The following is a 26,760-nucleotide window of genomic DNA, read 5'->3' on the forward strand; positions in this document are numbered from 1 at the left end:
ACCCCCGTTCCTCCCTCGCGTCCGCGGAGGAGGAATGAGGACCACCGCCGTTGCGATCGCGCTACCGCGGCAATTCGATCGTTGCGCACAGCCCGCCGCCCTCGCGGTTCGCCAGCCGCACGTCGCCGCCCGCCTCGCGCACGATCGACCGCGCCAGTGCCAGCCCGAGCCCGATCCCGCCGGTATCGCGGTTACGCGATGTCTCCAGCCGGGTGAACGCCTCGAACACGTCGGCCAGCCGCGCCTCCGGAATGCCCGGCCCGCGATCCGCGACCTCGATCAGCACCGCTTCCGCGCGGGGCACGACCCGCACCTCGGCACCGCCGCCGTATTTCACCGCATTCTCGATCAGATTGCGGATCGCCCGCCGGATCAGCGAGGGGCGCAGCCGCATGCGCAGCCGCTCCGCCTCCTCGAACGCGACGTCCTGCCCCAGATCGCGGAAGTCCTCGACCACCGCATCGACCAATGCGGCGAGATCGACCTCGGTCATCGCCTCGCTCGGCCGTCCCATCCGCGCCAGCGACAGGATGTCGTCGAGCGTCCGGTTCATTTCCGCGATGGTCTCGACCATCCGTAGCCGATCCGTATCGTCCTCGACCGATTCCACCCGCACCCGCAGCGCGGCCAGTGGCGTGCGCAGGTCATGTCCGATCGCGCCCAGCATCCGGTCCTTTTCGTCGAGCATCGCGGTCACGCGCGTCTGGAGCGCGTTGAACGACTGCACCAGCCCGGCGATATCCGCCGGCCCGCGCACCTCGACCGGTTCCGACGCATCGCCGCCCCGGCCGAACCGCTGTGCGGCCGCGGTCAGGTCGCGCAATGGCCGAGAGATGCGGCGCACGATCCACAATACCGGCAGCAGCACCGCGCCGTAAAGTACCAGCGTCTGGGCAAACAGCCGCCAGAACAACCGCATGCCGCCGCCATCGCCCCACGGCACGATCACGGCCAGCCAGCCGTGACCCGGCTGTTCGATCGCGATCAGCAACGCTTGCTGCGGCCGATCCTCCTGTCGGCGTGGTCGCGCACTCCGCGGGAAATTGCGGCCCAAAACCGCATCGTCCAGCGCGGTCCAGTTGCGCACGCCGGTATCGATCCGCCCGACATCGAGACCCTGTTCGTGAAGCTGCGTGCGCAACTCGGCGGCGATCTGGGGCATGCGCGGCAATGTCGCCGGGATGCCGTTGCCATCCGCCCGTCGTATCCGTCCGCGATTGCGCGGGATCGCGCGGACACCCTGCGTTTCGCGATCGATCGCGTCCGCCACCCGGATCGCCACCGGTCGGGTCGCCTGCGCCAGCCGGAACTCCGCCCGATCCCGCAGCACCAGCGCCAGATTGACCGCCTGCGCAATGAACAGCGCCAGTGCGATCAGCACCGCCATCTGTCCCGCGAGGCTGCGCGGCCATAGTCTCACAATCGTGTCACTTCGGCGGCCAGCGTGTAACCGCCGCCCCACACCGTCTTGATGATCTCCGGCAACTTCGCATCCGCCTCGATCTTGCGCCGTAGGCGGCTGACCTGATTGTCGATCGCGCGGTCGAACGCCGCCGCCTCGCGCCCCTGGGTCAGGTCGAGCAACTGGTCGCGCGTCAGCACCTGCCGCGGCCGCGTCACCAGTGCGAGAAGCAGGTTATACTCGCCCGTCGACAGCGGCACCGACACGCCCTCGCGATCCACCAATGCCCGCTCGCCCGTCTTCAGCACCCAGCCGGCAAAGGCATAGGAGCCGCTTTCGGGCGCATGCTGCCGCGCGCCGCCGGCGGTCAGGCGGCGCAAAACCACCTTTACCCGCGTCGCCAGTTCGCGCGGTGAGAACGGCTTCACGACATAATCGTCCGCCCCCATCTCCAGCCCGACGATCCGGTCGGTCTCCTCCGCCTTGGCGGTCAACAGGATCACCGGCGTATCACTGGTCGCGGCGATATGCCGGCACAGCGACAATCCGTCCTCGCCCGGCATCATCACGTCGAGGATGACGAGGTCGATCGCATAGGCCGCCAGCCGGGTCCGCGCCGCTTCGGCATCCGCCGCCTGCGTGACGCGAAATCCCTGCTTCGTCAGATATTGCGCCAGCGGCTCACGGATCGAACGCTCGTCATCGACGAGCAACAGGTGCGGCATGTCTCCCATCGGTTCGGCATTAGCCATGCGGGCGGCCTCCTGCAAAGCCGGGGGGTGCTAAACGCCCGGCGTCATATTCACTGAGCGGGAGCGGGAGGGATCGCACCACCGCCGCGCGGGCCACGTCCCGGCCGCGCCGCCGCCAGTTCCGCCGCATCCAGCTTGCCGTCGCGATTGGTGTCGAGCCGGTCGAACCGCGCACCCGCGCGCTGCACCGTCTCGGCGCGCGTGAGGACACCGTCGGGATCGCCCCGCATCCCCATGCCACCGCCACGCGGGCCACCGCCCCGGTTGCCGCCGTTACCGCCGCGCCATTGTGCCCGCATCGCCTCGCGCGCGGCATCGCGCTCCGCCGCGGTGACCGTGCCGTCCTTGTCGCCGTCCATCGCCGTGAAGCGCGCCTCCGCCTCCGCGATCATTTCGGCCCGCGTCACAATGCCGTCGCGGTTGGCGTCCGCGCGCATCATGCCGCCGCCGGGTAGGGGAGGAGGCGGAGCCGCCATCTGGGCGGTGGCACCCACCGCCAGGAAACCGCTCGCGGCAATCACAAGACCCAGGGTAATACGCATCGTCAAACCTCCACCGGCGGGGCCGATCCCTCACCGAACGATAACGCTTATCGCCCGGTCCTGTCGCCGGTCTGTGTCCGGGGAGGGGGAAAGTGTCGCAATCTGTCGCACCCACGCGGTCAGGCGAACACCGCCACGCTTTGCATCTGCTCCGCCACCGGCGTGCCATCCGCCGCCCATATTGCCATTCGCTGGCTTGAATTGCCCGTCCGCACATAGTCGCTGGTCGCCTGCAACAGCCACCAGCCATCCTGTGTCACCGGCGCATCGCCCAGCAGGTTGAGCTGCCACGTCATCGAACTGACCGGCGCCGGCCGCCCCAGCAGCTTCAACGCGACCGGCGGCAGGCAATCCGCCACCGTCATCAGTTCGACCATCGGATGCAGCCCGTCGCGATCCTTCAGCCGCACCCAGCGCAGCCATTCCGCCGTCCCCGGCTCGTGCCGCTCGACCAGCTCAAAATTCTGCGAGAAGGCCACGGCCGGATGCCCGCGCAGCACGCGATCGTCCGGTCCCGGCGGCGCCACCGCCGGCGCGGCGCCTGCGTGATGATCCACCGCTGATGGCACCGTTCCCATGAACACGAACGTCGCGCGCAGGCCCAGCCCCGCCTCGCTCTCGACATCGGCCTGCACGAATGCGGCGTTACGACCGCGCCGTAAGCGAGTAGCGCGGATCGTGATCGCGCCGGACAGCGGTCCGATGAACGCGACCAGCGCGGATCGCAGCGGCGGCAGGTCGTCGTCCGAGGCCATTGCGGCATGCAGCGCCAGCGCGGCCGACAACCCGCCATAAGCGGTGCGACCCTGCAACCAGCCTTCGGGCACATGCGCGCGCCAACCGCCCTCGATCGGCTCCAGACCCGCGATAACCTCTCGCAATGCCGTCATGCTCTCTCCCGTCGCGATACACGTCGCACGCTAGGTCAAGCGCTCTGCCCGCGCCATACGCAATCTTCGAAAGTCACGCCGCGGCCGCCACCCGCACCCGCGCCACGACGATGGCCGCGGCGGCAAGGCCCAGCACGCCGGCGATCACGAACGACGCGCCGGGAAAATCATGGTCGATCCCCCATGCCAGCACCTGCGTCAGCAGCAGCGGCGCGATGATCGCCGACACGCTGCCCATCGATCCCAGCCCGCCCTGCAACTGGCCCTGCCGGCTCGCATCGACCATGCGCGACAACAGCCCCTGCATCGCGGGCATCGCAAAGCCGGACAATGCACTGGTGCAAAACAGGACATAGATCTGCCAGCTCGCCGTCACCGCGGCAAAGGCCAGGAACGAACAGCCGCCCGCAATCAGTCCGATCAGCAACGCCCGCCGCTCGCCGAACCGCGCGATCGCCCGTCCGGTCAGTCCGCCCTGCACGATCGTCGACACCAGTCCGACGAAGGCGAGGGACCAGCCGATCGCCTTCGCATCCCAGCCGAATCGCGCCGTCGCCCAGAAGCTCCATGTCGCCGGATAGACCATGTGCGCCAGCTGCCACAGGAACACCGCGATCAGCAGCGGTGCGGCGTTTCCTGCGCGGAACAGCGGCTTGAATGCACCGACGACATGCGCATCGCGCAGCCGGAATGGGCGGCGGTGTTCTGGTGCGAGCGTTTCCGGCATCGCAACCAGCATCACCGATGCGTTGATCAGCGCCAGCGCCGCTGCCGCGAGGAACGGCGCACGCGGCCCCCATAACGAAAACAGCCCGCCCAGCGCAGGGCCGATGATGAAGCCCAGACCGAAGGCTGCGCCGATCAACGCAAATGTCGCGCCCCGCTTTTCCGGTGGCGTGACGTCGGCGATCACCGACCCCGCGGGACCGTAGACTGCGCCTGCCACTCCGGCGACGGCGCGCCCGACGAACAGCCAGGCGACGCTCGGTGCCATCGCCATGACCGCATAATCGATCCCGAAGCTCAGCATCGACGCGATCAGTACCGGCCGTCGCCCGAACCGGTCGGACAGATTGCCGAGCACCGGCCCGGCGACGAACTGCGCGGCGGCGTAGACGACCAGCATCCAGCCAGCAGTCCGGGTCGCATGTTCGATGTCCGTCTGGCCAAGGCTGGTCAACAGCGCCGGGAATACCGGCGCGACGATGCCGAATCCGATCGTATCGATCAGCACGGCAGCCAGTGCCATCGGCACTGCCCTGTGTTCGAACCGCATGCGCTCTCGTCCCCCCGGGGCCTGATCCCCCGGGCCCGGCGCCGTTCTGCCCGATCGACGGTGCGAAGCCAATGGCGGGGCTTTGCACGCGCGATCTTTCATGGCATGGCTCCGCTCGACATACCCGATCTTCAGATTCGGGTCACAGGAGACGTCCGATGGCTACCGCCGCCGAACTCGAACCGCTGGCGACGTTCCGCGAACAGGCGCGCGAATGGCTGGCGGCGAATTTCCCCAAGAGCCTCGCGCATCGGGATGCCGGCCTTTCAGCGCTGGAAGGTCCGCATGATCCGACGCCGGACGAGGCGGCATGGACCAGCGCCATGGGCGAGAAGGGCTGGGGCGTTCCCACCTGGCCCAGGGCCTATGGTGGCGGTGGCCTGTCGCGGGCCGAGGCGCGGGTGCTGCAGGATGAGATGGCACGCATCGGTGCATCCAATCCGATCGGCGGCATGGGCGTCATGATGTTCGGCCCCACCTTGCTGGAATATGGCACCGAGGAGCAGAAGCAGGAGCATATCCCCGCGATCGCGCGCAATCAGGTGCGCTGGTGTCAGGGCTATTCCGAACCCGGCGCCGGCTCCGACCTCGCCGCCTTGCAGATGTTCGCCGAGGACAAGGGCGATCATTATCTCGTCAACGGGCAGAAGACGTGGACCAGCGGCGGCCAATGGGCGGACAAATGCTTCGCGCTGGTGCGCACCGACAAGACGAAGAAGCATGAAGGCATCAGCTTCCTTCTGATCGACATGGATTCACCGGGTGTCGAGGTGAAGCCGATCCGGCTGATCTCCGGTGCGTCGCCCTTCTGCGAGACGTTCTTCAGCGACGTGAAGGTGCCCAAGACCAATCTGGTCGGGCGTGAAGGCGAGGGATGGACGATCGGCAAGCGCCTGCTCCAGCACGAACGATCCAGCCTGTCGGGAGGCGGCGGTTCGGCAGGACGCCTGCTGGCGGGCAAGCCGCTGTCGCAGGTGGCCAAGGATTATCGCGGCACCGACTCAGAGGGTCGCCTGTCCGACGCCGACCTGCGTATGCGCCTCGTTCGGCACGAGATGGACACGCGCGCCTTCATGCTCACGTTGCGTCGTGCTGCGCTGGAGGCGAAATCCAATTCCGGGCCGTCCGCCGCAACCTCGATCATGAAGAACGTCGGCGCCCGCGTGACGCAGGATCGCGCCGAACTCGGCATCGAGATCATGGGTATGAACGGCCTCGGCTGGGACGGCGAGGGCTTCACCGAGGCCGAACTTGCCCAGACCCGCACATGGCTGTGGGGGAAGGCGGTGTCGATCTACGGCGGCTCGTCCGAGATCCAGAACAACATCGTCGCCAAACGCATTCTCGGCATGCTCGACCACCAGTAAGCGTCGCTGCCGAACACGAGTTGGAGAGGAGCGGGAGGGCGGCGCGAGCCGACACCTCCCGCCAAATTTTGCCCGCCAATTTTGCAGGAACACCGACATGGCCGTCCTCACCGAAGAACAGACGATGCTCCGCGACATGGCGCGCGAATGGGCGGACAATGAGTCCCCCGTCACCGCCTTTCGCAAGCTGCGCAATGCCGCGCCTGCCGAAGGATATGACCCCGCCGCCTGGAACGAGATTGGCCAGATGGGCTGGGGCGGCATCGTCATTCCCGAAGAGCATGGCGGTTCGGCGCTGGGCTATCTGTCGCTCGGGATGGTCGTCGAACAGCTCGGCCGCAACCTTGCAGCCAGTCCGCTCGCCTCGACCGGCCCGGCCGCCACGGCGATCGCGCTGGGTGAGAACGACGCGGCGAAGTCGGAATGGCTCGCCCGCATCGCCTCGGGCGATGTCGTCGCCACGCTGGCGGTCGACGAGGGGCCGATCCACGGCGGCCCGGTCGCTACCGCGGTCGTGGGCGACCGTATCACCGGTACCAAGGCTTTCGTCGCCGAGGGCGACAGTGCCACCGTCTTCATCGTGGCCGCCACCGACGGCCTCTATCTGGTCGCTGGTGATGAAGGCGTCACCCGCTCGCCACGCCGCATGGCCGACGCGCGCAGCCATGCCGAGGTCCGCTTCGACGACGCGCCCGCGGTCCCTCTCGGCGGCCCGGACCTGACGGCGAAGGTCGTCGATCGCGCCACCGCGCTCATCACCGCCGAGATGCTCGGCCTCGCCGAACAGGCGTTCGCGACCACCAACGACTATCTCAAGACCCGCGTCCAGTTCGGCCAGCCGCTCAGTACGTTTCAGGCATTGCAGCACCGCATGGCCAGGATGCTGACCGAACTCGAATTGATGCGATCCGTCGTCGAAGGCGCGCTGGAGGCGATCGATTCCGGTCGATCCGACACCGATCAGGCGGTCAGCCTCGCCAAGGCGACCGCTGGCGACACGCTGAAGCTGGTCAGCCGCGAGATGATCCAGCTCCACGGCGGTATCGGCATGACCGACGAACACGATGCCGGCTTCTACATGAAGCGCGCCGCGGTTCTGGAAGCGATGTGGGGCAACGCCGCCTTCCACCGCGAACGCTTCGCCCGTTTGAACGGCTACTGATCGGCACGCAGAGACGACGCTGGATTCACGCGTCGAAGGATCAAGCCTCCCGCAAAGCCCGATCGTCGAACAATCCGAACAGCAACGTCGAGGCATACATGGCGATCGCCCGGTCGCGCGGCATTGCCGCCGCCCATTTTCGCATGTCGAACGCCGCATTCTGCAACGCCATCAGCGCCTGCGCCGCCACCAGGGCATCGACCGCCCGGATCGATCCTTCGGCGATCCCGTCCATCATCGTCCCCGCAAACCGCCGCGCGATCCGGTTCGACCGATCGACCATCGCCGATCGCACCATCGGCGGCAGCCCCGACAGGGCGGTCGTGCGCAGCAACGGTGCGCGTTCGGTGAACTGCACGTCGAGCAGGGTCGCGATCGTGCTCGACAGGCGATCCCAATACGATCCACCCGCTTCGTCCGCGAGCCGCTGCGCATCGGTGATCGTGTCGAAACTGCGCCGGTAGCAGGCGATCACCAGATCGTCCTTCGCATCCAGATGGTGGTAGAAGCTCCCCTTGGTGACGTTCAGCTCCGCCGCGATCCGCTGCACCGATGCGCCGCGATAGCCCAGTTCGTTGATCAGCCGCGTTGCCGCCAGCAGGAATGCGGCACGCCCCGGCTCGGTCTCCTCATGCTCCAGATCGACCAACGTCGGCGCCCAGCGCGCATCAGGCCCCGCGACGCCATGGTCGAATACGTCCATCAGCCGCGCCTCGACGCGGGCATATTGGTCCGGCTCGTACCGGTTGAGCCACGCCGTCAGCCAGAAGGTATTCTCGAGCAGCACGTGCGCCCGCGCGCCGAACAGATCCGTCTGCGCCCGGTTCGCCGGAGTACCCCACAACGCGCGCGTCCGCCGGAACACCTCGCGCCAGCGATTCATCAGTCGGGTACGGTTGGGCTCTTCGGTCGCCCGCAGGTCCGACAGCACCGCCATCGCGCGATCCTCGCCGCGCTGCACCCGCGCCAGCCGATCCATGTTGAGGCTCAGGTAGCGGCGAACGCGTTCGCGCGGGCCCCCTTCCGTCATCGCCTCGTCGATCATCGCCAGCAGCTGGTCGAGCGTATGCTCGAACGCCGCCGCCGCCAGATCTTCCTTGCGCTTGAAATAATAGGTGACGCTGGTGGTGTTCAGCCCTACCCGCCGCGCCACGTCGGCAAAGGTCATGCCCTTCGCGCTCTGCTCGTTGATCGCCTCCGCAGCGGCGGACAGGATCGCGTCGCGCTTCGCACGGAAGCGCTTCGTCCCCTGTTCCTCTCCGCCGATCGCGTCGCTGGCGTCCGCCCCCGTCTGGTCCATCCCGCCAGTCTATCCACTGCGCTTTCGAAGAAACAGTGTTTTTTCTGCTGCGGTACGATCAGGCGTGAAAAAGCGCCGCACTGGCGCTCGCGACCACTTTACCGAATGTACGGTACGGCCTAGACCCTCGCCAAAGACGTTTGGAGAGAGCCACATGGACTTCACCCTCAGTGAGCGCGAAACCTATTTCCGCGATCGGGTGCGCAGCTTCATCGACCAGGAAATCCGGCCGCGCATGCCCGAACACGACGCGCAGGAGCATGAGGGCGAACGCTGGAAGGTGATCCCGGTCATCGAAGCATGCAAGGATAAGGCGAAGGCCGCCGGCCTGTGGAATTTCTTCATGCCGCCGAACTCCGGCCAGACGCATGTCGACGATACGTTCGAATTCGAGGGCACGCAGCTCACCAACCTCGAATACGCCCTGTGCGCGGAGGAAATGGGCAAGATCGGCTGGGCGTCGGAGGTGTTCAACTGCTCTGCGCCCGACACCGGCAACATGGAGGTGTTCCACCGCTACGGCACCCGCGAACAGAAGGAGCAATGGCTCGGGCCGCTGATGCGCGGGGCAATCCGCTCGGCATTCCTCATGACCGAGCCCGCAGTCGCCTCGTCCGACGCGACCAACATCGAAACCTCGATGGTCCGCGACGGTGACCATTACGTCATCAACGGTCGCAAATGGTGGTCGTCGGGCGTCGGCGACCCGCGCTGCAAGGTCGCGATCGTCATGGGCAAGACCGATACCGCGGCGAAGCGCCATGCGCAGCAGAGCATGATCCTGGTGCCGATGGATGCGCCGGGCGTCACGATCGAGCGCATGCTGACCGTCTACGGCTACGACCACGCGCCGCACGGTCATGGCGAAGTGGTGATGAAGGACGTCCGCGTGCCGGTCGAGAACGTGCTGCTCGGCGAGGGCAGGGGGTTCGAGATCGCTCAGGGGCGCCTTGGGCCGGGCCGCATCCATCACTGCATGCGGACGATCGGCGTGGCGGAGACCGGGATCGAGGCGATGGCGAAGCGACTGCTGTCGCGCGTCGCCTTCGGCAAGCGTATCGCCGATCATTCGGTATGGGAACAACGCATTGCAAAGGCCCGTATCGACATCGAAATGACCCGCCTTCTGTGCCTCAAGGCGGCGGACATGATGGACAAGGCGGGCAACAAATCGGCCCAGCTCGAAATCGCGATGGTCAAGGTCGCCGCACCGACGATGGCGCTCCAGATTCTCGACGATGCGATTCAGGCGCACGGCGGTGGCGGCGTCAGCCAGGATTTCCATCTCGCCCACGCATGGGCCGCCCTCCGCACCCTCCGTTTCGCCGACGGCCCCGACGAGGTCCACAACCGCGCCATCGCCCGCGCCGAATTCGGCAAATACGGCGAATACGCTGCGGACCGCCCGGTGCGGTGATGTTGGCGACGGCCCGAATATCTCTGTCCGTCATCCCGGCGAACGCCGGGACCCATGGACCCGATACGCCGGCGTAGGCGCACACCCTTTGACCGCTCGCATCCATGGGTCCCGGCATTCGCCGGGATGACGGGGTAAAACGGACGCACAACCAAGAAGGCTCGATGCATGAAAGCCGCCATCCTCTTCGAACCCAAACAGCCGCTGACGATCGAGGACGTTACCGTCTCGAACCCCGCCCCGCACGAAGTGCTGATCCGCACCGTCGCGGTCGGCGTGTGCCGGTCCGACCTGCATTTCGTCGACGGCATCTACCCGCACGCGCTCCCCACCATTCCCGGCCATGAGGCTGCGGGCGTGGTCGAGGCGATCGGCAGCGAGGTCCGCACGGTGAAGGTCGGCGACCACGTCGTCACCTGCCTCAGCGCGTTCTGCGGCCAGTGCGAATTCTGCGTCACCGGGCGGATGTTCCTGTGCGTCGACGCCGGCGTCCGCCGTCCAAAGGGGGCACCGCCGCGCCTGATGCTCGGCGACCAGCCGGTCGCACAGATGCTCAACCTGTCCGCCTATGCCGAGATGATGCTGGTCCACGAACATGCCTGCGTCGCAATCGACCCGGAGATGCCGATGGACCGCGCCGCACTGATCGGCTGCGCAGTTACTACGGGCGCAGGCGCGGTGTTCAACACCACCGACGTGACGCCGGGTGAGACCGTCTGCGTGGTCGGCTGCGGCGGCATCGGCCTCGCCGCGGTCAACGCCGCCAGGATCGCCGGTGCCGGCAAGATCATCGCGCTCGACCCCGTACCCGAAAAGCGTGCGCTCGCGGAAAAGCTCGGCGCCACCCACAGCATCGATGCGATGTCGCCTACCGCCGCCGACGAGGTGGTCGAGATCACCAGGGGCGGCGTCCATCACGCGATCGAGGCGGTTGGCCGCCCGCAGAGCGCCGCCACCGCAGTGAAGGTCCTGCGCCGCGGCGGCACCGCCACGATCCTCGGCATGCTCCCGCCCAACGAAAAAGTCGGGTTATCGGCGATCGACCTTCTGTCGGGCAAAAAGCTGCAAGGCGGATTGATGGGCAGCAACCGCTTTCCGGTCGATATCCCGCGACTGGTCGATTTCTATATGCGTGGCCAGCTCGACCTCGACACGATCATCGCCGACCGCATGCCGCTGGAGCGGATCAGCCACGCCTTCGACGAACTCCGCAAGGGTGACGCCACCCGCAGCGTGATCGTGTTCGAATGAGGCAGTTTTTCCACCCGTCACGCCGGACGTGTTCCGGCGGCTACCGTGCCGCAACGGCAGGACTTGAGGCGCAAAGCCTGTGCTTCGCCGCAGAGTGGACCCCGGAACACGTCCGGGGCGACGGGGGAGGTTGGGCACCGTGCACGACCAGCAACCCATGAGCGGTGAGAGCATGACCGACACCATCCCCGTCGCGGACAAGGATCGCCTGAACGAAGCGAACCTCATTGTATGGATGGAGGCGAACGTCGCCGGCTTTACCGGGCCGCTCACCTACGCCAAGTTCGCTGGTGGCCAGTCCAACCCGACCTATCGCATCGACAGCCCGTCCGGCGCCTACGTTCTGCGTCGCAAGCCGTTTGGGCCGCTGCTCCCCTCCGCCCACGCGGTCGATCGTGAATACCGGCTGATCGCCGGTCTCCACCCCACCGGTTTCCCGGTCGCCAGACCCTACGGCCTGTGCACCGACGACAGCGTCATCGGCGCGATGTTCTACGTCATGGGCCTCGCCGATGGCCGTAACCTGTGGGACGGCACATTGCCCGACTACACGCCCGATCAGCGCACCGGCATCTATAATGCCATGGTCGACACGCTCGCCGACCTTCACAGCACCGATCACGTTGCCGCCGGTCTCGGCGATTACGGCAAGCCGGGAAATTATTTCGCACGTCAGGTCGAACGCTGGACCAAACAATACCGCGCCAGCGAAACCGAACACATGCCCGAGGTGGAGAGCCTCATTGCATTCCTGCCGCACACCATCCCCGAACAGACGCGCACGTCGATCGTCCACGGCGATTATCGCATCGACAACATGATCTTCGCCGCCGCCGAACCGCGCGTCGTTGCGGTGCTCGACTGGGAGCTGTCGACGCTGGGCGATCCGTTGGCGGACTTCAGCTATTTCCTGATGAGCTGGGTCACCGAACCCGAGGGGCGATCGGGCGTGAAGGGACGCACCGGTCCGGAAACCGGTATCCCGACGATCGAGGACATGACGACCCGTTACTGCGCGCGGACGCAGCGCGACGGCGTTCCCGACCTGAACTGGTATTTCGCCTACAATCTCTTCCGTCTTGCCGGCATCGTCCAGGGCATCAAGAAGCGGATCGTCGACGGCACCGCATCCAGCGCGCAGGCCGAACGGTCGGCCGCACAGGTCCACCGTCTTGCCGCCGCCAGCTGGCACTTCGCGCAGGCGGCGGGGGCTTGATCATTCTATCGGAAAGGGTTGCATGTCACTCTTCGATCTCACCGGCAAAGTCGCCGTCATCACCGGCTCCTCACGCGGCATCGGCAAGGCCAGTGCGTTCGAACTCGCCCGCGCCGGTGCGCGGGTTGTCATCAGTAGCCGCAAGCAGGACGCGTGCGACGCGGTAGCCGCCGCGATCAACGCCGAATTCGGTGAGGGCAGGGCGATCGCGGTTGCCGCCGGCATCTCGTCTAAAGACGCGCTTCGGCATCTTGTCGACGAGACCCGCCGCCAGTTCGGCCGCATCGACGTCCTCGTCTGCAATGCCGCCTCCAATCCCTATTACGGCCCGCTGGAGGGCATTGCCGACGACCAGTTCCGCAAAATCCTCGACAACAACATTCTCTCCAACCACTGGCTGATCCAGATGGTCGTGCCCGAAATGCGCGAACGCCGCGACGGATCGGTGATCATCGTCAGCTCGATCGGCGGCCTGCGCGGCTCCGACGTGATCGGGGCCTATAACGTGTCCAAGGCGGCGGACTTCCAGCTCGCGCGCAACTATGCGGTCGAATACGGCCCCGACAACGTTCGCGTGAACTGCATCGCGCCGGGGCTGATCAAGACGGACTTCGCCCGTGCGCTCTGGGACACGCCGGAGGCGGAGACGCGATCGAGCAGGCACACGCCGCTGCGCCGGCTGGGCGATCCGATCGATATCGCCGGCGCGGTCGTCTATCTCGCCTCCGATGCAAGCCGCTACATGACCGGACAGGCGATGGTCGTCGACGGCGGGGTTACGATCTGATGGCCCGCTTCACCGGCAGATCGATCGTCGTCACCGGCGCCGGCAGCGGCATCGGTCGCGCCGCAGCTCTCCTTTTCGCCGCCGAGGGTGGCCGCGTCATCGTCGCCGACAAGACCGAAGGCGCCGACGACACCGCCGCGATGATCGCGGCAGCCGGCGGCATCGCCCACGCCATCCGCATCGACGCCGGCGTCGAGGAGGATGTCGTCCGCACCGTCGCGCTCGCCTGCGACCGGTTCGGCGGGCTCGACGTGATGTTCGCCAACGCCGGCATATCCGGTGGCATGGCCAACATCTTCGACACCGACGTCGCGCTCATCACCGACGTACTCCGCGTCAATCTGATCGGCCCGTTTCTCGCGATCAAGCACGCTGCGCCACGTATCGCCGAGCGGGGAGCGGGAGCGATCGTCCTTACCGCCAGCGTCGCCGGCATCCGTTCCGGTGCGGGTTCGCCTGCCTATTCGGCATCGAAAGCGGGCGTCATCAACCTCGCCGCCGTAGCGGCGCAGCAACTGTCCGGCAGCAATGTCCGCGTCAACGCGATCTGCCCCGGCCTGACCGAAACCGGTATGACCAAACCGACCTTCGACTACGCCCGCGATGCCGGCAAGATGGACCGGCTCGGCCGCCTCAACCCGCTGCACCGTGGCGCGCAGCCGGAGGAGCTGGCCAGGGTGGCGCTGTTCCTCGCCTCCGACGACGCGAGCTACGTCAATGGACAGGCGATCGCGGTCGACGGCGGCCTGTCGTCCAGCCATCCGGTCACGCGACAGGATTACGGCAGAACGGCCGTCTGAGTGACTTGCTAGCGTCATCGGCGTGGGACAGGATGCCGTCATGGTTATCCTCCTCGCCGCCGCGATCACCGCAGCAATCGTGCAGCAGACGTCGCCGCCGCCGCCGCCGGTAGTGATGTACAAGCGGGAGCCGGGACCGCACGCCGTGACCCTCGAACCTCCGCAACAGCAATTGGGGCGCTGGGTAATGCGTCCGGTGTTCTGCGAACGGTCCGATGGCCCGGGCGGCACCGTGCAGGCCATCGTGCGGGAACCCGACGCCCGGCGTTTCCTGACCTGGAGCCGGTCCGAACCCCGTCGCCCCCTGACGCTGGAATTCCGGATCGATGCCAGCGGCCGGCCGCTGTCGATCCGTCGCCGGATGGCGTCGGAGTTCGAGTATGTCCCCGACGCAGAGGACGTCGCCCCGGCGCTTGCGGCGAGTCGCTTCGCGACCGGCGGGGAGCGGAGCGGGTGCACGGCGACGTTCGTCGTCGACGCAGTGTCGATTGCCGGGGCGCCGATTGCGGAGCTGATGGCCTATGCCGTGTTCCCCACGACGCCGCCGCCGAAAACGGTCTGGCAGCGGATTACGCCCGCGGGCAGCACGTGCACCAATCCATCGCCGGACGTCCTGCTGCGCGGCTTTCCGGCGTTCGGGACGCTGCCCGAACAGCCAGGTTACGCGACATGGAGCATGACCGGCTACGACCTCGATCGTGGCGGCAAGCCGCGCAACCTCCGGACGCTGGCAGGAACCGGCACGGCGGCGCTGGACCGGACGGCGCGCGAAGCGGTGGCGAAGTCGCGGTTCGTACCCGGCGTGCGGGTCGGCTGTTTCTACCCCTATCACAAGAACGGCACGATCCTGCCGGCGCCGGTCCCGCCTCAGGAAGACGCGGTCCGCTCTGCCGGCTCCACCTGCCCGCGGGAGCATGGATGGGACCGCCCACCGGTCTTGACCTATCCCGCTGCCTATCGGCGTCGCAGTATCGAGGGGTGGGCCATGGTCACGTACGACGTCGCGCCCTGGGGGCAGACCGGCAACGTGCGGGTGCTGCAATCGGAACCGACGTCCGAATTCGGCGATGCCGCGGCGGCGATGATACGCTCGGCCAGCTTCCGGAAGGGCGGCACCGGCTATACCGGCTGCGTCGACCGGGTCCGCTATGTGATGCGCAAGCCCGGCGCCCCGGTCGTGCCCGAAGCGGTGGTCGACTGAGGCATCACGCTTTGGGCGGGCGGCGCCGGATCAATCCTTCCTGGGCGACGCTCGCCACAAGCCGCCCGTCGGCACTGAAGATGCTACCGCGGTTCATCCCCCGCGCATGACCGGCCCACGGGCTATCGGTGGTGTAGAGCAGCCAGTCGTCGGCGCGGAACGGCTCGTGGATCCATAGCGCGTGGTCGAGGCTCGCCGTCTGCATCTCGGGCATCAACCAGTTGACGCCGTGTGGCATCATCGACGTCGCCAGCAACGCCATGTCGGATGCATAGGCGAGTGCGGCACGATGGACCGCGGGGTCGTCGCCGATCGATGCGGCGGTGCGGAACCAAGCGGCATTCTTTGGGGGACGCTTCTCCGGGGCGAACCAGCTGCGCGGATGGAGCGGGCGCATCTCGATCGCGGTTTGCCGACGGGTGAAGAAGTCGCGGAATCGCTCCGGCACCTGATGCGCGATCGCCTGCCGCAGTTCGCGCTCGGACTTCAGCGTGTCGGGGCCGGGCACATCGGGCATCGTGTCCTGATGATGCAGACCCTCTTCCGGCGTCTGGAAGGACGCGGCCATGGTCAGGATCGGCTGACCCTGCTGCATCGCGACCACCCGCCGGGTGGCAAAGCTCTTGCCCTCAAAATCGCGGGTGACCTGATAGACGATCGGGAAATTCTCGTCGCCCGGCCGCATGAAATAGGCGTGGAGCGAATGCGCGTCCTTGCCCTCGACCGATCGCTGCGCCGCCTGCAACGCCTGCGCGATCACCTGTCCGCCGAACACCCGGCCGCGACCGCCCGGCTGGCGCGACCCCCGATACAGGTCGACGTCGATTTCCTCCACGTCCAGTAACGTGACGAGCATCGCCGCGAGCTGTTCGGGCGTTCGTTCGATGAACTCCGCCATCAATACCCCGCCGCGCGCGCCAGTCGGTCGGCGTGGAAGCCGACGTCGCCGAACATCTCGGCCAGCACGCGCGCGCGCTTCATATAGAAGCCGATGTCATATTCGTCGGTCATGCCGATGCCGCCATGCATCTGGATGCCTTCCTGCACCGACAGCGTCGTCGCCATGCCGGTGATCGCCTTGGCGATCGACACGGCATCGTCCGCATCCATGCCGGTATCGAGCAACTGCTGCGCCTTGAGCACCGCGGCGCGCGCGATCTCCATCTCGCTGTAGAGGTGCGCGGCGCGGTGCTGCAACGCCTGGAAGCTGCCGATCGCCACGCCGAACTGCTTGCGTTCCTTCAAATAGCCGACGGTCATGTCCATCGCGCCGCCGCCGACGCCGAGCAGTTCGGCCGCCGCGCCGGTGCGGCCCGCACGGAGCAAGCGGCCGAGCGGATCGCGGCCGGCGTCGACTTCGCCGATCACCGCGTCGGCATCGACTTCGACACCCTCGAACGCCATGCGGGCGGCGAGGCTGGAATCCGCCAGTCGCTCGGGCGAGGCGGTGAGGCCGGCGGCGTCGCGGGGGACGGCGAACAGCGTCACGCCCTCGGCATCGTCGGGCGATCCGGCAGTACGCGCGGCGACGATCAGCAGGTCGGCGGCATGGCCGTGCGTGACGAACCGCTTGGCCCCGGTCAGGCGGAAGCCGTTGCCCGAGCGCTCGGCCTTCAGCGCCACCGCGTCGCGATGCTTGGCACCCTCGTCGATTGCCAGCGCCGCCACTGTTTCGCCGGCGACGATGCCAGGGAACCAGCGGTCCGCCTGCGCCGATCCCTTCAGCGCCTCGACCGCCGCGACCGCGGTAGTGAGGAAGGGGGATGGCGACAGGTTGCGGCCGATCTCCTCCAGCACCACGCCCGCCTCGACATGGCCGAGGCCGAGGCCGCCCTGCGCCTCGGGGATGAGAATGCCGTTCAGGCCCATCTCCGCAAACTGCTTCCACAGGTCGCGGCTGAACCCGGTCGCGTCGTTCGCATCGCGGAGCGCGCGGAGGTGCGACACGGGGGCATGTTCGGCGACGAAGTCCTTCGCGGTATCGCGAAGCATCGTCTGTTCTGCGTTGAGGTAGAGAGGCATCGTGGCATTATCCGTGTTCCGGCGGAAGCCGGAACCCAGGGTTCCAGGCGTTCCGCTCTATTGCTCTGTGCTCCTGCGTGCGCAGGAGCACGCTCGGTCACGCCCCCGGCAGTTCCAGGATGCGCTTGGCGATGATGTTGAGCTGCACCTCCGACGTGCCGCCCTCGATCGAATTCGCCTTGGTCCGCAGCCACGCGCGCGGGGCGGCGCCGGTGTTCGACCGCTCGCTCTCCCATTCCAGCGCGTCCGATCCGCCCGCCGCCATCATCAGTTCGTGGCGATCCTTGTTCAGCTCGGTCCCGACGTACTTCATCATGCTCGGCTGCGCGGGATGCGCGCGGCCCGCCTTCAGCTCGTCGATGAAGCGTTCGGACATCGCCGCGAACGCCTTCGCCCGCACCTCGAACAGCGCGATCTGCGTGCGCAGCACGGGGTCCGCCAGCCGCCCGTCGTGATCGAGCCCGACCGTCGCGATCGCCCCCTCGATCAGCGGATTGCGGCCACCACCGCCCAGGCCCATGCCGCTGATCATCTCGCGCTCATGGCCGAGCAGATATTTGGCGACGTCCCAGCCCTTGTTCTCGTCATGGATGCGATTGGCCTTGGGCACCTTCACATTGTCCATGAAGGTCTCGCAGAACGGCGAATAGCCGCTGATCAGCAGGATCGGCTTGGTCGAGACGCCCGGCGATTCCATGTCGAACAGCACGAAGCTGATCCCGCCCTGTTTCGATGCCTTGCTGGTGCGGACGAGGCAGAAGATCCAGTCGGCCTTGTCCGCGTAGCTGGTCCACACCTTCTGCCCGTTGACGATATAATGGTCGCCGCCGTCCTCCGCCGATGCAGCGAGCCCGGCGAGGTCCGACCCGGCATTGGGTTCGGAATAGCCCTGGCACCAGCGGATTTCGCCGCGGGCGATCCTGGGCAGATGTTCGAGCTTCTGTTCCTCGGTGCCGTACTTGAGCAGCGCCGGCCCTAGCATCGAAATGCCGAACGAGTTGAGCGGATTGCGCGCACGGATCGCTGCCATTTCCTCGCGCAGGACCTTGGTCTCCGCCGCTGACAGCCCGCCACCACCATATTCCTTCGGCCAGTCCGGCACGGTCCAGCCACGCGCCGCCATGCGGTCGAGCCAGTCCTTTTGCGCCGGGCTGGAGGGTGCGAAGTGGCGGCCGCCCCAGCAGATATCGGCGTCGGAGCGCACCGGCTCGCGCATCTCGGGCGGGCAATTCTCCGCCAGCCAAACGCGGGTGTCGGCGCGGAAGGTGTCGAGGCCGCTCACTTGATCGCTCCCGACTTCAGGCTGTTGGCGACGGTGAAGCCGTGCTTCTCTAGCCCGGCGGCGACCTTGTCGTAACCTTCGCTCTTCGCCCAGAACATCGGCCCGCCGCGATAGACCGGCCAGCCGTAGCCGTAGATCCAGACCACATCGACGTCGGAGGCGCGCTGCGCCATACCCTCTTCGAGGATCAGCGCGCCCTCGTTGACCATCGTGTACAGCGTCCGCTCGACGATCTCCTCGTCGGTGACGTCATGCTGCGGCGTGCCGGTCTTCTCGCGCCATTCCGCGATGATCTCGGCGACGCGAGGGGAGGGGGTGGGGTTCCGTTTTGCGTCATAGTCGTAGAAGCCCGCCTGTTTCTTCTGCCCCCAGCGGCCCTCGGCGGCGAGCGCGTCGCGCACGTTCTCGATCCGGTTCGGGTCGCGGTGCCAGCCGATGTCGACGCCTGCCAGGTCGGCCATCTGGAACGGCCCCATCGGCATGCCGAACGCGACGTGGACGCGGTCGATCTGTTCCGGTGTCGCACCCTCCAGCAGCAGCTTGTTCGCCTCCACCTGCCGCGGCATCAGCATGCGATTGCCAATGAAGCCATAGGTGACGCCGGCGACCACCGCGACCTTCTTGATCTTTTTGGCGAGGTCCATGACCGTCGCCAGCACGTCCGGCGCGGTCTTCGCCCCGCGCACGACCTCCAGCAATTTCATCACGTTGGCGGGCGAGAAGAAGTGCATGCCGACCACGTCCTGCGGGCGGCCGGTGCAGGCGGCGATCTCGTCGATGTTGAGGTAGGAGGTATTGGACGCCAGGATCGCGCCGGGCTTTGCGATGCCGTCCAGCTTCGTGAAGATCTCCTTCTTCACGTCCATATTCTCATACACCGCCTCGATGATCAGGTCGCATTGCGCCAGATCGTCGAAGTTCAGCGTCGGCGTCAGCGCGCCCATCGCCGCCTCGACCTGTTCGGGCTTCATCCGGCCCTTCGCCGCCGATGCCTCATAGTTCTTGCGCATCACGCCGGTGCCGCGCTCCAGCGCGTCGGCCTGCATCTCGACGATCGTCACCGGGATGCCCGCCGACAGGAAGTTCATCGAGATACCGCCGCCCATCGTGCCGGCACCGATCACGCCGACACGGTTGATCGCGCGGCGCTGCGTATCGGCGGGAACGTCGTCGATCTTGGCGGCCTGCCGCTCGGCGAAGAAGATGTGGCGCTGCGCGGCGGACTGCGTCCCCATCATCAGCTTCATAAATTCCTGCCGTTCGAAGGCGATGCCCTCGGCGAACGACGTTTCGGTCGCCTTGACGACGCAGGCGATGTTGGCGGCGGGCGCTTCGAAGCCAAGGAAGCGGCGACCATTCTCCGTCTTGAACGCCTCGACCGCATCGGGGTCGGCCTTGGCCTCCTTCTCCGACGCGCGCGGGATCGGCCGCTTGGCCTTCACCTCGCGGGCGAACGCGATCGCATCCGCCTCCAGGCTGTCCTCGCCGACGATCTTGTCGATCAAGCCGGCTTCCTGCGCCTTCTTCGCCGGGATCGGATCACCCTTGGCGGTCATCTCCAGCGCCATACGCACGCCAGCGATGCGCGGGATGCGCTGGGTGCCACCCGCGCCCGGCAACAGGCCCAGCTTCACCTCGGGCGTCCCGATCTTGGCGGAAGGCACCGCAACGCGATAGTGGCACCCCAGCGCTACTTCACAGCCGCCGCCCAGCGCCGTGCCGTGGATCGCCGCCACCACCGGCTTGGTCGATGCCTCGATCAGATCGACGACGGTCGGCAGGCCGGGTTCGATCATCGGCTTGCCGAATTCGGTGATGTCGGCGCCCGCGAAGAAGGTGCGGCCATCGCAGCGGATCACCATCGCCTCGATCGAATCATCGGCGACGCCCTCCTTGATCGCCGCCTCCAGCCCGATCCGCACCGCCGCGCCGAGCGCGTTGACCGGCGGATTGTCGGAGATGATGACGAGCACGTCGTCATGGCGTTCGGTGCGGATCGGCGAGGTCATGGGAAACTCCGGTGACGGAAGGAGAAGGGAATCAATTCAGCGCGGCGTAGATCATCGTCTTCAACTCGCGGCGGATCGGGTAGAGCCCGGACGGGCTGAGCTGCGTCATGAACACCATGTGCAATCGCTCGACCGGATCGATGAAGAAGGCGGTCGAAAACATGCCGCCCCAATAATATTCGCCCGGCGACCCGGGGATCATCGTGCGCGCGACATCCTGCGTCACCGCGAACCCCAGGCCGAAACCGGTGCCGGCATTCTGCGTCTCGCTGAACAGCGACCGCGACAGGCTGGCGAGATCCTTGCCGCCGGGCAGATGGTTCATCGTCATCAGGTCGAGCGTCTTGCGCCCGACGATGCGAACGCCGTCCAATGTCCCGCCACTCTCGCACATCCGGCAAAAGCGGTGATAATCGAGCGCGGTCGACACCAGCCCGCCGCCACCCGACAGCAGTTTCGGCCGCCGGCTCCACGCGCTCGCCTCGCCGCGATCGTACATCACGCGGCCCTTGCCTGCGACGAGGGTGTAGCAGTCGGTCAGCCGATCGAGCTTGTCGCCCGGCACCTGGAAGAAGGTGTCATGCATACCGAGCGGCGCGAAGATGCGATCGTGGAAGAACGCGTCGAGCGTCTGCCCCGACACCCGCTCGACGACAGCACCGAGCACATCGGTCGATACCGAATAATTCCACCCTTCGCCCGGCGAGAACTCCAGCGGCAGTTTTCCCAGTGCCGCGACGAAGCCGTCGAGGTCGAGGTTGCCGTGCCAGCTTTCCATCTTCGACTCGCGATAGGCGGCATCGACGTTGGAGCGGTTCTGAAAGCCATAGGTGAGGCCGGAGGTATGCCGCAGCAGATCGAGCATCCGCATCGGTTCGGCTGTCGCGCGGGTGACGAACGGCACGCCGCCACCGCCACCATTGTAGACCCCGAGGCCCTTGAACTCGGGCAGGACGTGGTGGACCGGCGTATCGACCGCGACCTTGCCCTCCTCGACCAGCATCATGAACGCGATCGAGGTGATCGGCTTGGTCATCGATGCGATGCGGAACAGCGACTCCTCGCCGACGGACGCGCCGCCCTCTCGCGCGCTGCCCTGGTGCGAGAAATGCGCGATCTCGCCATCGCGCGCGATCAGCAACTGGGCGTTGGGGAGCAGCCCGGTGTCGAGATAGCGCGCCTTCAGGAACGCATCGATCGCCGCCAGCCTGCCACTGTCGAATCCGTTCGCCTGCGCAACGATCGTCGCCATCCTCTGCCATACCCCAGTTTCTAACTTTCTCTTCCTATTGCCTTGAGCGATGGCGGAATCAACAGTAACCTTTCATCGAAACGCAGGAATCGCACCTGCCATCGACATGAGAGAGGAAGCTGCCGTGGCGAGCGAGCCGATCGTAGACCTGCCGCCATCCTGGCCGGCGATGTCGCTTGCCGAGGTGAAGGCGCTGCTGACCGCACCCGGTGCCAAGTTCGAGATGGACGAGGCGGTGATCGACGGCGTGCCGACCCGCGTGTGGAAGAATGCCCCGCCGACGATGCGCTATCTGCTGGAGGCGAGCCGCGGTCACGCCGATCGGCTGTTCGTGATCTACGAGGACGAACGCGTCAGCTACGAGGCGCATTATCGTGCGACGGCGGCATTGGCCACGCATCTGGTGGCGCTGGGGATCGGCAAGGGCGACCGCGTGGCGCTGGCGATGCGCAACCTGCCCGAATGGTCGGTCGCGTTCTTCGCCGGCGTGGCGATCGGCGCGATCATGGTGCCGCTCAATGCGTGGTGGACCGGTGCTGAGCTCGAATACGGCCTGCGCGATTCGGGTGCGCGGGTGCTGATCGTCGATGGCGAGCGGCACGGGCGGCTGGAAAGCCTGTACGCCACGCTGCCCGATCTTGGCCATGTGATCGTCGCGCGCGCGACCACACCGCTCGGCGAGGGAACGCAGCGGCTGGAGGAGGTGATCGGCACGCCCCACGACTGGCCCAGCCTTGCCGAGGTGCCGCTGCCGCCCGCCGCCGTCGCGCCGGACGATGCCGCGACGATCTTCTACACCAGCGGCACCACCGGCGCGCCCAAGGGGGCGCTGGGATCGCACCGCAACTTCATGACCAACATCATGTCGAGCGGCTACACCGCGGCGCGCGCCTTCCTCCGGCGCGGGGAAGTGCCGCCCGACCCAGCGCCGCGCGTGTCGCTCACGGTCATCCCGATGTTCCACGTCACCGCCTGTTCGGCGGGCATGATGGGATCGATAGCGAGCGGTTCGACGATGGTCTTCCTGCGCAAATGGGATGCGACGCGCGCGCTGGAAATCATCGAGCGTGAACGCGTCAACATGACGGGCGGCGTGCCGACGATCGCGTGGCAGTTGCTGGAACATCCGGATCGCGCGAAATACGATCTCTCGTCGCTTGACACGATTGCCTACGGCGGCGCGCCGTCCGCCCCGGAGCTGGTACGCCGCATCCACCAGGAATTCGGCGCGCTGCCGGGTAACGGCTGGGGCATGACCGAAACCACCGCCACGGTGACCCAGCACGGCGGCGAGGATTACCTCAACCGCCCCGACAGCGCCGGCGCGCCGGTCGCCACCGCGGATATCGAGGTGCGGGGCAAGGACGGCACGACGGTGCTGCCGCCGAACACGATCGGCGAATTGTGGGCGCGCGGGCCGATGATCGTGAAGGGCTATTGGAACAAGCCCGATGCGACCGCGGCCACCTTCATCGACGGATGGGTACGGACCGGCGATCTGGCGCGGATCGACGACGAGGGCTTTCTGTTCATCGCCGACCGGGCGAAGGACATCGTCATCCGCGGCGGCGAGAACATCTATTCGATCGAGGTGGAGAACGTCCTCTACGCACATCCGGCCGTGACCGACGCCGCTCTCGTCGGCGTGCCGCATCGCACGCTGGGCGAGGAGCCGGCGGCGATCGTGCACCTGTGTCCGGGATGCGGGGCGACAGAGGCGGAATTGCAGGCTTTCGTCCGCGAGCGGCTGGCGGGCTTCAAGGTTCCGGTCGCGATCCGCTTCCTTTCCGAACCGCTGCCCCGCAACGCCAATGGCAAGATCCTCAAGAAGGAGTTGAAGGCGCTATTCGTGGATCGCGTGCCGATCACCGCATGATCGCGCAAGAAGCGGGATGGCCAGCCGCGAAAATGCGCTAGGGTAGGGGGATGGCCGACGATCCCGATCCCAGCACTTCCCGCATGACCGCCGAAGAGCAGGTGGCGTTGGGCGCACCGCTGCTGCCGGGTACGCGATCCGAACTGGGGCGGATCGCGTTGCGCCGCGACCGGTTGCTCGCCGCCTTCACGCTGATCTCCGGTATCGGTCTGGCGCTCGGTACGCCGTTCGCGCTGAAGTCGGGCGCGGAATTCTTCATGCCGCTCACCGCGGCGCTGGTCATCGCGATCGCGCTGGTGCCCGTGCTCGAATGGCTGGAACGTCGCCGCATCCCCTCGGCGCTGGCGGCCTTGTTCTGTGTTCTGGTGTTTCTCATCGTCGCCAACATCGCGATCGCCGCGATTGTGGTGCCGGCTACGGATTTCTTCCAGCTACTGCCCAGCAGGATCAGCCGTATCCAGCACAACCTGTCGCCGTTGCTCGACCTCTATTCGACGCTGGAAAAGTCGGTGAACAAGATGTTCCGGCAGGTCGCCTCCACCCCCGTGCGCCAGCCGCAGACCGCCGCGGTCGCGCCGCCCAGCTCGATCCTGGAGCTGGCGGCGACATCGGCGCCGACGGTCATCGTGCAGTTCTTCTTCGGCATCCTGATTGTCTTCTTCTTCCTGTCCGGCTGGACCGGCATGCGCAAGAAGACGATCACCGGGCGGACCAGCTTCGACGGCGCGATGGCGACCGCACGGGTGATCCAGGACGTGGTCGACGACGTGTCCGCCTATCTGGGCACGATCACGCTCATCAACCTCACGCTCGGCGGCATCGTTGCGGGCGCCTTGTATTTCATCGGCATGCCGTCGCCTTTGATGTGGGGCGGCATCGTCGCCCTGCTCAACTACATCCCCTATTTCGGGCCGATCATAGCGGCGTTCCTGCTCGCGATCGGCGGGATGATGACCTTCACCGATATCTGGGTGGCCATGCTGCCGCCGGCGGTGATGATCGGCTGCCATCTGGTCGAGGCGAATGCGATCACACCGCTCGTCGTCGGTCACCGGCTGACGATCAGTCCGCTGATGATCCTCGTATCCATCAGCTTCTGGGGCTGGGTGTGGGGGACGGCGGGAGCACTGCTGGCGGTGCCGTTGCTGATCATCATCCAGACGATATTGGGGGCGGCGGGCAAGCCCGATATCGCCGGTTTCCTGTTCGAACACGGCACGCTGGTGCAGCAGGAACGCGAGCGCCGGCGGCGAAACGACGGTGACGGCGAATAGGCCGTTGACACCCCCGATGCCCTCGCCTAGTTGGCGCGCCTCAACGCTTTCAGCGGGTGTAGCTCAGTTGGTTAGAGCGCCGGCCTGTCACGCCGGAGGTCGCGGGTTCGAGCCCCGTCACTCGCGCCACTCTCCTGTCGGAAGAGTGGGGTAAGCTAATCGGAACATGCGGGAACAGCGCATCGCCGGATCGGCGAAGGTCGCGTTCCGACCGCTTTCAGCGGGTGTAGCTCAGTTGGTTAGAGCGCCGGCCTGTCACGCCGGAGGTCGCGGGTTCGAGCCCCGTCACTCGCGCCACCGGTCGCCAACCGGTATTCCTCAGCGCCAGCGGCCGGTCTCCATCCACTGCAATAGCGGCCGCAGCGGCATGATCCAGATGATCCCGGTGATCAGGTAGAACGGCAGTTGCAGCCACCACGGCCACAGGCCGACGATCGCCGACGCGCTGACGATCGCGACGCACCAGACCACGATCAACGCTATGATGGCAAACGTGCCGGCGGGCTTGCGCCAGGATGGGGTCATGGGACGATCCAGTCTGATTCTGTAGCGATGGCGTGAAGGGGTACGTCCCACGGATCGGCATGCAGCGCATCCACCTGTTGCACCGACCAGGCGATGCCGATCCGCCAAGCCTGCGGATGGGCCGCGAAGGCACGATCGTAATGGCCGGCACCTTGTCCCAGCCGGTTGCCACGCCGATCGAAGCCGAGCAACGGGGTCAGTATGATCCGAGGCTCTACTTCGGGGGCAAGAGCAGGGGGCTGCCGAAGGCCGAACGGGCCGTCGGTGAGCGGGCTTCCGTTATCCCACACCAGAAACCGGAAGGGTTCGCGCCGGCTCGTCACATGGGGCAGGGCGATAGTGCAGCCTGCCCTCCGTGCCGCCAGCACGAACGGCGCGGGATCGGCTTCGCTGCCGATCGGCACGTAGCTTGCCACGACCGGCCGGCCGGCCAGTGCCTTGGTGAAGTCGTCCGGGGGCATGATCGCGCAATTCCGCCTGAAACCGTCGCGAGCAGCACGCAGGCGGGCGCGGAGAGCGGGCTTGTCGGTCATCGCTCCAGATCGGGTGCGAGAGGGAGGGGCGGGTGGCGGGACCGCCGTGGCCGTGTGCCAAAGTATCCGCCGACGCCTGTTAACGTCAGGTGGGGACCATGTGCGTCGGACCAGGGTCCGGGCAGGGACAGCCCCCTTGGATGATGAATAGCCTCAGGGATAAAGTAAGGCTCGTACCGGGCAGAACCCGCCGTCACCAGATTTAGTATGTCCCGGCCCCCATGGCAATGGGGCGGTAGCGCGGCCGTCTGGCCACCGATAGCACGTCGGTGGGATGGGGTCGGCAGCGCACGGGCTCGCCACGCCATTGCAAACGCCCCTCCGGCGTCATTTGGGTCATTCCGACAGAAAACTGTAATTTTGGTGTTGACGGGGTTTAGCGGTCCACCTAGATGGGTGTCACCGCAGCGGTGGCCGACACGGCGACTGAGGCAGTCACAACAGACCTGGCGCGCTGACCGCCCCGATAGAAAGGGGTAGGGATGCTGTGCCGGTGTTTTTGTCGGCTCTTTGACATTGTAGGTAAAGATGAAGGGACATGTGGGCGGCGGCTTGCGGTGTCTGGCGTTTTCAAGGCGTCGGATTATCGTTTAAAGTCAGCTCGCTCTATATGTCCTTCACGTA

General features: G+C 66.6%; 23 protein-coding genes and 2 tRNA genes. 12 read left to right on the forward strand and 13 right to left on the reverse strand.

Going from position 1 to position 26,760, the window contains the following annotated elements:
- Window positions 1-61: 61 nt before the first annotated feature.
- The 5 genes from LRA87_RS05150 to LRA87_RS05170 form a co-directional block, all read right to left on the reverse strand.
- Window positions 62-1,387, reverse strand: a complete 1,326-nt coding sequence (locus LRA87_RS05150; protein ID WP_230629823.1) for a sensor histidine kinase — start codon at window positions 1,385-1,387, stop codon at window positions 62-64.
- Between the two features lie 29 nt (window positions 1,388-1,416).
- Window positions 1,417-2,136: a response regulator gene (locus tag LRA87_RS05155; RefSeq protein ID WP_230629825.1), complete on the reverse strand. Its 720-nt coding sequence runs from the start codon at window positions 2,134-2,136 to the stop codon at window positions 1,417-1,419.
- A 68-nt stretch (window positions 2,137-2,204) separates the two neighbouring features.
- A complete protein-coding gene (locus tag LRA87_RS05160; protein ID WP_230629701.1) occupies window positions 2,205-2,696 on the reverse strand; it encodes a hypothetical protein in 492 nt (163 codons plus the stop codon).
- Window positions 2,697-2,815: 119 nt separating this feature from the next.
- Window positions 2,816-3,586 (reverse strand): acyl-CoA thioesterase, encoded by a 771-nt coding sequence (locus LRA87_RS05165; protein ID WP_230629703.1) that lies wholly within the window; start codon window positions 3,584-3,586, stop codon window positions 2,816-2,818.
- A gap of 73 nt (window positions 3,587-3,659) precedes the next feature.
- The gene (locus LRA87_RS05170) at window positions 3,660-4,862 is read right to left on the reverse strand and encodes a TCR/Tet family MFS transporter (RefSeq protein ID WP_230629704.1); all 1,203 of its coding nucleotides are present in this window, start codon (window positions 4,860-4,862) and stop codon (window positions 3,660-3,662) included.
- A gap of 158 nt (window positions 4,863-5,020) precedes the next feature.
- Between LRA87_RS05170 and LRA87_RS05175 the strand changes: the two genes are divergently transcribed.
- The gene (locus LRA87_RS05175) at window positions 5,021-6,229 is read left to right on the forward strand and encodes an acyl-CoA dehydrogenase family protein (RefSeq protein ID WP_230629706.1); all 1,209 of its coding nucleotides are present in this window, start codon (window positions 5,021-5,023) and stop codon (window positions 6,227-6,229) included.
- A 97-nt stretch (window positions 6,230-6,326) separates the two neighbouring features.
- Window positions 6,327-7,391, forward strand: a complete 1,065-nt coding sequence (locus tag LRA87_RS05180) for an acyl-CoA dehydrogenase family protein (RefSeq protein WP_230629708.1) — start codon at window positions 6,327-6,329, stop codon at window positions 7,389-7,391.
- Between the two features lie 40 nt (window positions 7,392-7,431).
- Here the strand turns inward: LRA87_RS05180 and LRA87_RS05185 are convergent, their stop codons facing one another.
- Window positions 7,432-8,691 (reverse strand): TetR/AcrR family transcriptional regulator, encoded by a 1,260-nt coding sequence (locus LRA87_RS05185; RefSeq protein ID WP_230629710.1) that lies wholly within the window; start codon window positions 8,689-8,691, stop codon window positions 7,432-7,434.
- Window positions 8,692-8,845: 154 nt separating this feature from the next.
- Here LRA87_RS05185 and LRA87_RS05190 point away from each other — a divergent pair, with 154 nt between their 5' ends.
- The 6 genes from LRA87_RS05190 (at window position 8,846) to LRA87_RS05215 (ending at window position 15,363) form a co-directional block, all read left to right on the forward strand.
- Complete coding sequence (locus tag LRA87_RS05190; RefSeq protein ID WP_230629712.1) at window positions 8,846-10,108, forward strand: acyl-CoA dehydrogenase family protein; 1,263 nt, start codon at window positions 8,846-8,848, stop codon at window positions 10,106-10,108.
- Window positions 10,109-10,276: 168 nt separating this feature from the next.
- Complete coding sequence (locus LRA87_RS05195) at window positions 10,277-11,359, forward strand: Zn-dependent alcohol dehydrogenase (protein ID WP_230629714.1); 1,083 nt, start codon at window positions 10,277-10,279, stop codon at window positions 11,357-11,359.
- A 172-nt stretch (window positions 11,360-11,531) separates the two neighbouring features.
- Complete coding sequence (locus tag LRA87_RS05200) at window positions 11,532-12,575, forward strand: phosphotransferase family protein (protein ID WP_230629716.1); 1,044 nt, start codon at window positions 11,532-11,534, stop codon at window positions 12,573-12,575.
- A 22-nt stretch (window positions 12,576-12,597) separates the two neighbouring features.
- A complete protein-coding gene (locus LRA87_RS05205) occupies window positions 12,598-13,362 on the forward strand; it encodes an SDR family oxidoreductase (RefSeq protein ID WP_230629718.1) in 765 nt (254 codons plus the stop codon).
- Window positions 13,362-14,162: an SDR family NAD(P)-dependent oxidoreductase gene (locus LRA87_RS05210; protein ID WP_230629720.1), complete on the forward strand. Its 801-nt coding sequence runs from the start codon at window positions 13,362-13,364 to the stop codon at window positions 14,160-14,162. Before LRA87_RS05205 ends, LRA87_RS05210 begins: the two co-directional genes overlap by 1 nt.
- Window positions 14,163-14,202: 40 nt before the next feature.
- Window positions 14,203-15,363, forward strand: a complete 1,161-nt coding sequence (locus tag LRA87_RS05215; protein ID WP_230629723.1) for an energy transducer TonB — start codon at window positions 14,203-14,205, stop codon at window positions 15,361-15,363.
- A gap of 4 nt (window positions 15,364-15,367) precedes the next feature.
- Here the strand turns inward: LRA87_RS05215 and LRA87_RS05220 are convergent, their stop codons facing one another.
- The 5 genes from LRA87_RS05220 to LRA87_RS05240 form a co-directional block, all read right to left on the reverse strand.
- Entirely contained in the window at window positions 15,368-16,261 is an 894-nt protein-coding gene (locus LRA87_RS05220; protein WP_230629725.1) for an acyl-CoA thioesterase, read from the reverse strand.
- Complete coding sequence (locus LRA87_RS05225; protein WP_230629727.1) at window positions 16,261-17,385, reverse strand: acyl-CoA dehydrogenase family protein; 1,125 nt, start codon at window positions 17,383-17,385, stop codon at window positions 16,261-16,263. Before LRA87_RS05225 ends, LRA87_RS05220 begins: the two co-directional genes overlap by 1 nt.
- 97 nt (window positions 17,386-17,482) lie before the next feature.
- A complete protein-coding gene (locus LRA87_RS05230) occupies window positions 17,483-18,667 on the reverse strand; it encodes an acyl-CoA dehydrogenase family protein (RefSeq protein WP_230629728.1) in 1,185 nt (394 codons plus the stop codon).
- Window positions 18,664-20,676: a 3-hydroxyacyl-CoA dehydrogenase NAD-binding domain-containing protein gene (locus tag LRA87_RS05235; RefSeq protein WP_230629729.1), complete on the reverse strand. Its 2,013-nt coding sequence runs from the start codon at window positions 20,674-20,676 to the stop codon at window positions 18,664-18,666. Before LRA87_RS05235 ends, LRA87_RS05230 begins: the two co-directional genes overlap by 4 nt.
- A 31-nt stretch (window positions 20,677-20,707) precedes the next feature.
- A complete protein-coding gene (locus LRA87_RS05240; RefSeq protein WP_230629730.1) occupies window positions 20,708-21,928 on the reverse strand; it encodes a serine hydrolase domain-containing protein in 1,221 nt (406 codons plus the stop codon).
- A gap of 106 nt (window positions 21,929-22,034) precedes the next feature.
- Here LRA87_RS05240 and LRA87_RS05245 point away from each other — a divergent pair, with 106 nt between their 5' ends.
- The 4 genes from LRA87_RS05245 (at window position 22,035) to LRA87_RS05260 (ending at window position 25,375) form a co-directional block, all read left to right on the forward strand.
- Window positions 22,035-23,804, forward strand: a complete 1,770-nt coding sequence (locus tag LRA87_RS05245) for a class I adenylate-forming enzyme family protein (RefSeq protein WP_230629732.1) — start codon at window positions 22,035-22,037, stop codon at window positions 23,802-23,804.
- Between the two features lie 50 nt (window positions 23,805-23,854).
- The gene (locus LRA87_RS05250; RefSeq protein WP_230629734.1) at window positions 23,855-25,078 is read left to right on the forward strand and encodes an AI-2E family transporter; all 1,224 of its coding nucleotides are present in this window, start codon (window positions 23,855-23,857) and stop codon (window positions 25,076-25,078) included.
- A gap of 52 nt (window positions 25,079-25,130) precedes the next feature.
- Window positions 25,131-25,207, forward strand: a tRNA-Asp gene (locus LRA87_RS05255).
- A 91-nt stretch (window positions 25,208-25,298) separates the two neighbouring features.
- Window positions 25,299-25,375, forward strand: a tRNA-Asp gene (locus tag LRA87_RS05260).
- Between the two features lie 21 nt (window positions 25,376-25,396).
- On the opposite strand, the gene LRA87_RS05265 is transcribed toward LRA87_RS05260, so the two are convergent.
- A complete protein-coding gene (locus LRA87_RS05265) occupies window positions 25,397-25,603 on the reverse strand; it encodes a DUF2842 domain-containing protein (RefSeq protein ID WP_230629736.1) in 207 nt (68 codons plus the stop codon).
- Window positions 25,600-26,136: a 5-formyltetrahydrofolate cyclo-ligase gene (locus LRA87_RS05270; RefSeq protein ID WP_230629738.1), complete on the reverse strand. Its 537-nt coding sequence runs from the start codon at window positions 26,134-26,136 to the stop codon at window positions 25,600-25,602. Before LRA87_RS05270 ends, LRA87_RS05265 begins: the two co-directional genes overlap by 4 nt.
- Window positions 26,137-26,760 lie beyond the last annotated feature (624 nt).

It is taken from the genome of Sphingomonas sp. Leaf37 (assembly GCF_920939475.1).
In the GTDB taxonomy this organism is placed as follows: domain Bacteria; phylum Pseudomonadota; class Alphaproteobacteria; order Sphingomonadales; family Sphingomonadaceae; genus Sphingomonas.

Excerpts from the sequence above, each read along its gene's own strand:
- LRA87_RS05195 (WP_230629714.1), top strand. The coding sequence starts at position 10,277 with ATGAAAGCCGCCATCCTCTTCGAACCCAAACAGCCGCTGACGATCGAG.
- LRA87_RS05240 (WP_230629730.1), bottom strand. The coding sequence starts at position 21,928 with ATGGCGACGATCGTTGCGCAGGCGAACGGATTCGACAGTGGCAGGCTG.
- LRA87_RS05175 (WP_230629706.1), top strand. The coding sequence starts at position 5,021 with ATGGCTACCGCCGCCGAACTCGAACCGCTGGCGACGTTCCGCGAACAG.
- LRA87_RS05165 (WP_230629703.1), bottom strand. The coding sequence starts at position 3,586 with ATGACGGCATTGCGAGAGGTTATCGCGGGTCTGGAGCCGATCGAGGGC.
- LRA87_RS05220 (WP_230629725.1), bottom strand. The coding sequence starts at position 16,261 with ATGGCGGAGTTCATCGAACGAACGCCCGAACAGCTCGCGGCGATGCTC.
- LRA87_RS05235 (WP_230629729.1), bottom strand. The coding sequence starts at position 20,676 with ATGACCTCGCCGATCCGCACCGAACGCCATGACGACGTGCTCGTCATC.
- LRA87_RS05225 (WP_230629727.1), bottom strand. The coding sequence starts at position 17,385 with ATGCCTCTCTACCTCAACGCAGAACAGACGATGCTTCGCGATACCGCG.
- LRA87_RS05180 (WP_230629708.1), top strand. The coding sequence starts at position 6,327 with ATGGCCGTCCTCACCGAAGAACAGACGATGCTCCGCGACATGGCGCGC.
- LRA87_RS05265 (WP_230629736.1), bottom strand. The coding sequence starts at position 25,603 with ATGACCCCATCCTGGCGCAAGCCCGCCGGCACGTTTGCCATCATAGCG.
- LRA87_RS05200 (WP_230629716.1), top strand. The coding sequence starts at position 11,532 with ATGACCGACACCATCCCCGTCGCGGACAAGGATCGCCTGAACGAAGCG.
- LRA87_RS05215 (WP_230629723.1), top strand. The coding sequence starts at position 14,203 with ATGGTTATCCTCCTCGCCGCCGCGATCACCGCAGCAATCGTGCAGCAG.
- LRA87_RS05190 (WP_230629712.1), top strand. The coding sequence starts at position 8,846 with ATGGACTTCACCCTCAGTGAGCGCGAAACCTATTTCCGCGATCGGGTG.
- LRA87_RS05155 (WP_230629825.1), bottom strand. The coding sequence starts at position 2,136 with ATGGGAGACATGCCGCACCTGTTGCTCGTCGATGACGAGCGTTCGATC.
- LRA87_RS05245 (WP_230629732.1), top strand. The coding sequence starts at position 22,035 with ATGAGAGAGGAAGCTGCCGTGGCGAGCGAGCCGATCGTAGACCTGCCG.
- LRA87_RS05205 (WP_230629718.1), top strand. The coding sequence starts at position 12,598 with ATGTCACTCTTCGATCTCACCGGCAAAGTCGCCGTCATCACCGGCTCC.
- LRA87_RS05160 (WP_230629701.1), bottom strand. The coding sequence starts at position 2,696 with ATGCGTATTACCCTGGGTCTTGTGATTGCCGCGAGCGGTTTCCTGGCG.
- LRA87_RS05170 (WP_230629704.1), bottom strand. The coding sequence starts at position 4,862 with ATGCGGTTCGAACACAGGGCAGTGCCGATGGCACTGGCTGCCGTGCTG.
- LRA87_RS05210 (WP_230629720.1), top strand. The coding sequence starts at position 13,362 with ATGGCCCGCTTCACCGGCAGATCGATCGTCGTCACCGGCGCCGGCAGC.
- LRA87_RS05185 (WP_230629710.1), bottom strand. The coding sequence starts at position 8,691 with ATGGACCAGACGGGGGCGGACGCCAGCGACGCGATCGGCGGAGAGGAA.
- LRA87_RS05150 (WP_230629823.1), bottom strand. The coding sequence starts at position 1,387 with ATGGCGGTGCTGATCGCACTGGCGCTGTTCATTGCGCAGGCGGTCAAT.
- LRA87_RS05270 (WP_230629738.1), bottom strand. The coding sequence starts at position 26,136 with ATGACCGACAAGCCCGCTCTCCGCGCCCGCCTGCGTGCTGCTCGCGAC.
- LRA87_RS05250 (WP_230629734.1), top strand. The coding sequence starts at position 23,855 with ATGGCCGACGATCCCGATCCCAGCACTTCCCGCATGACCGCCGAAGAG.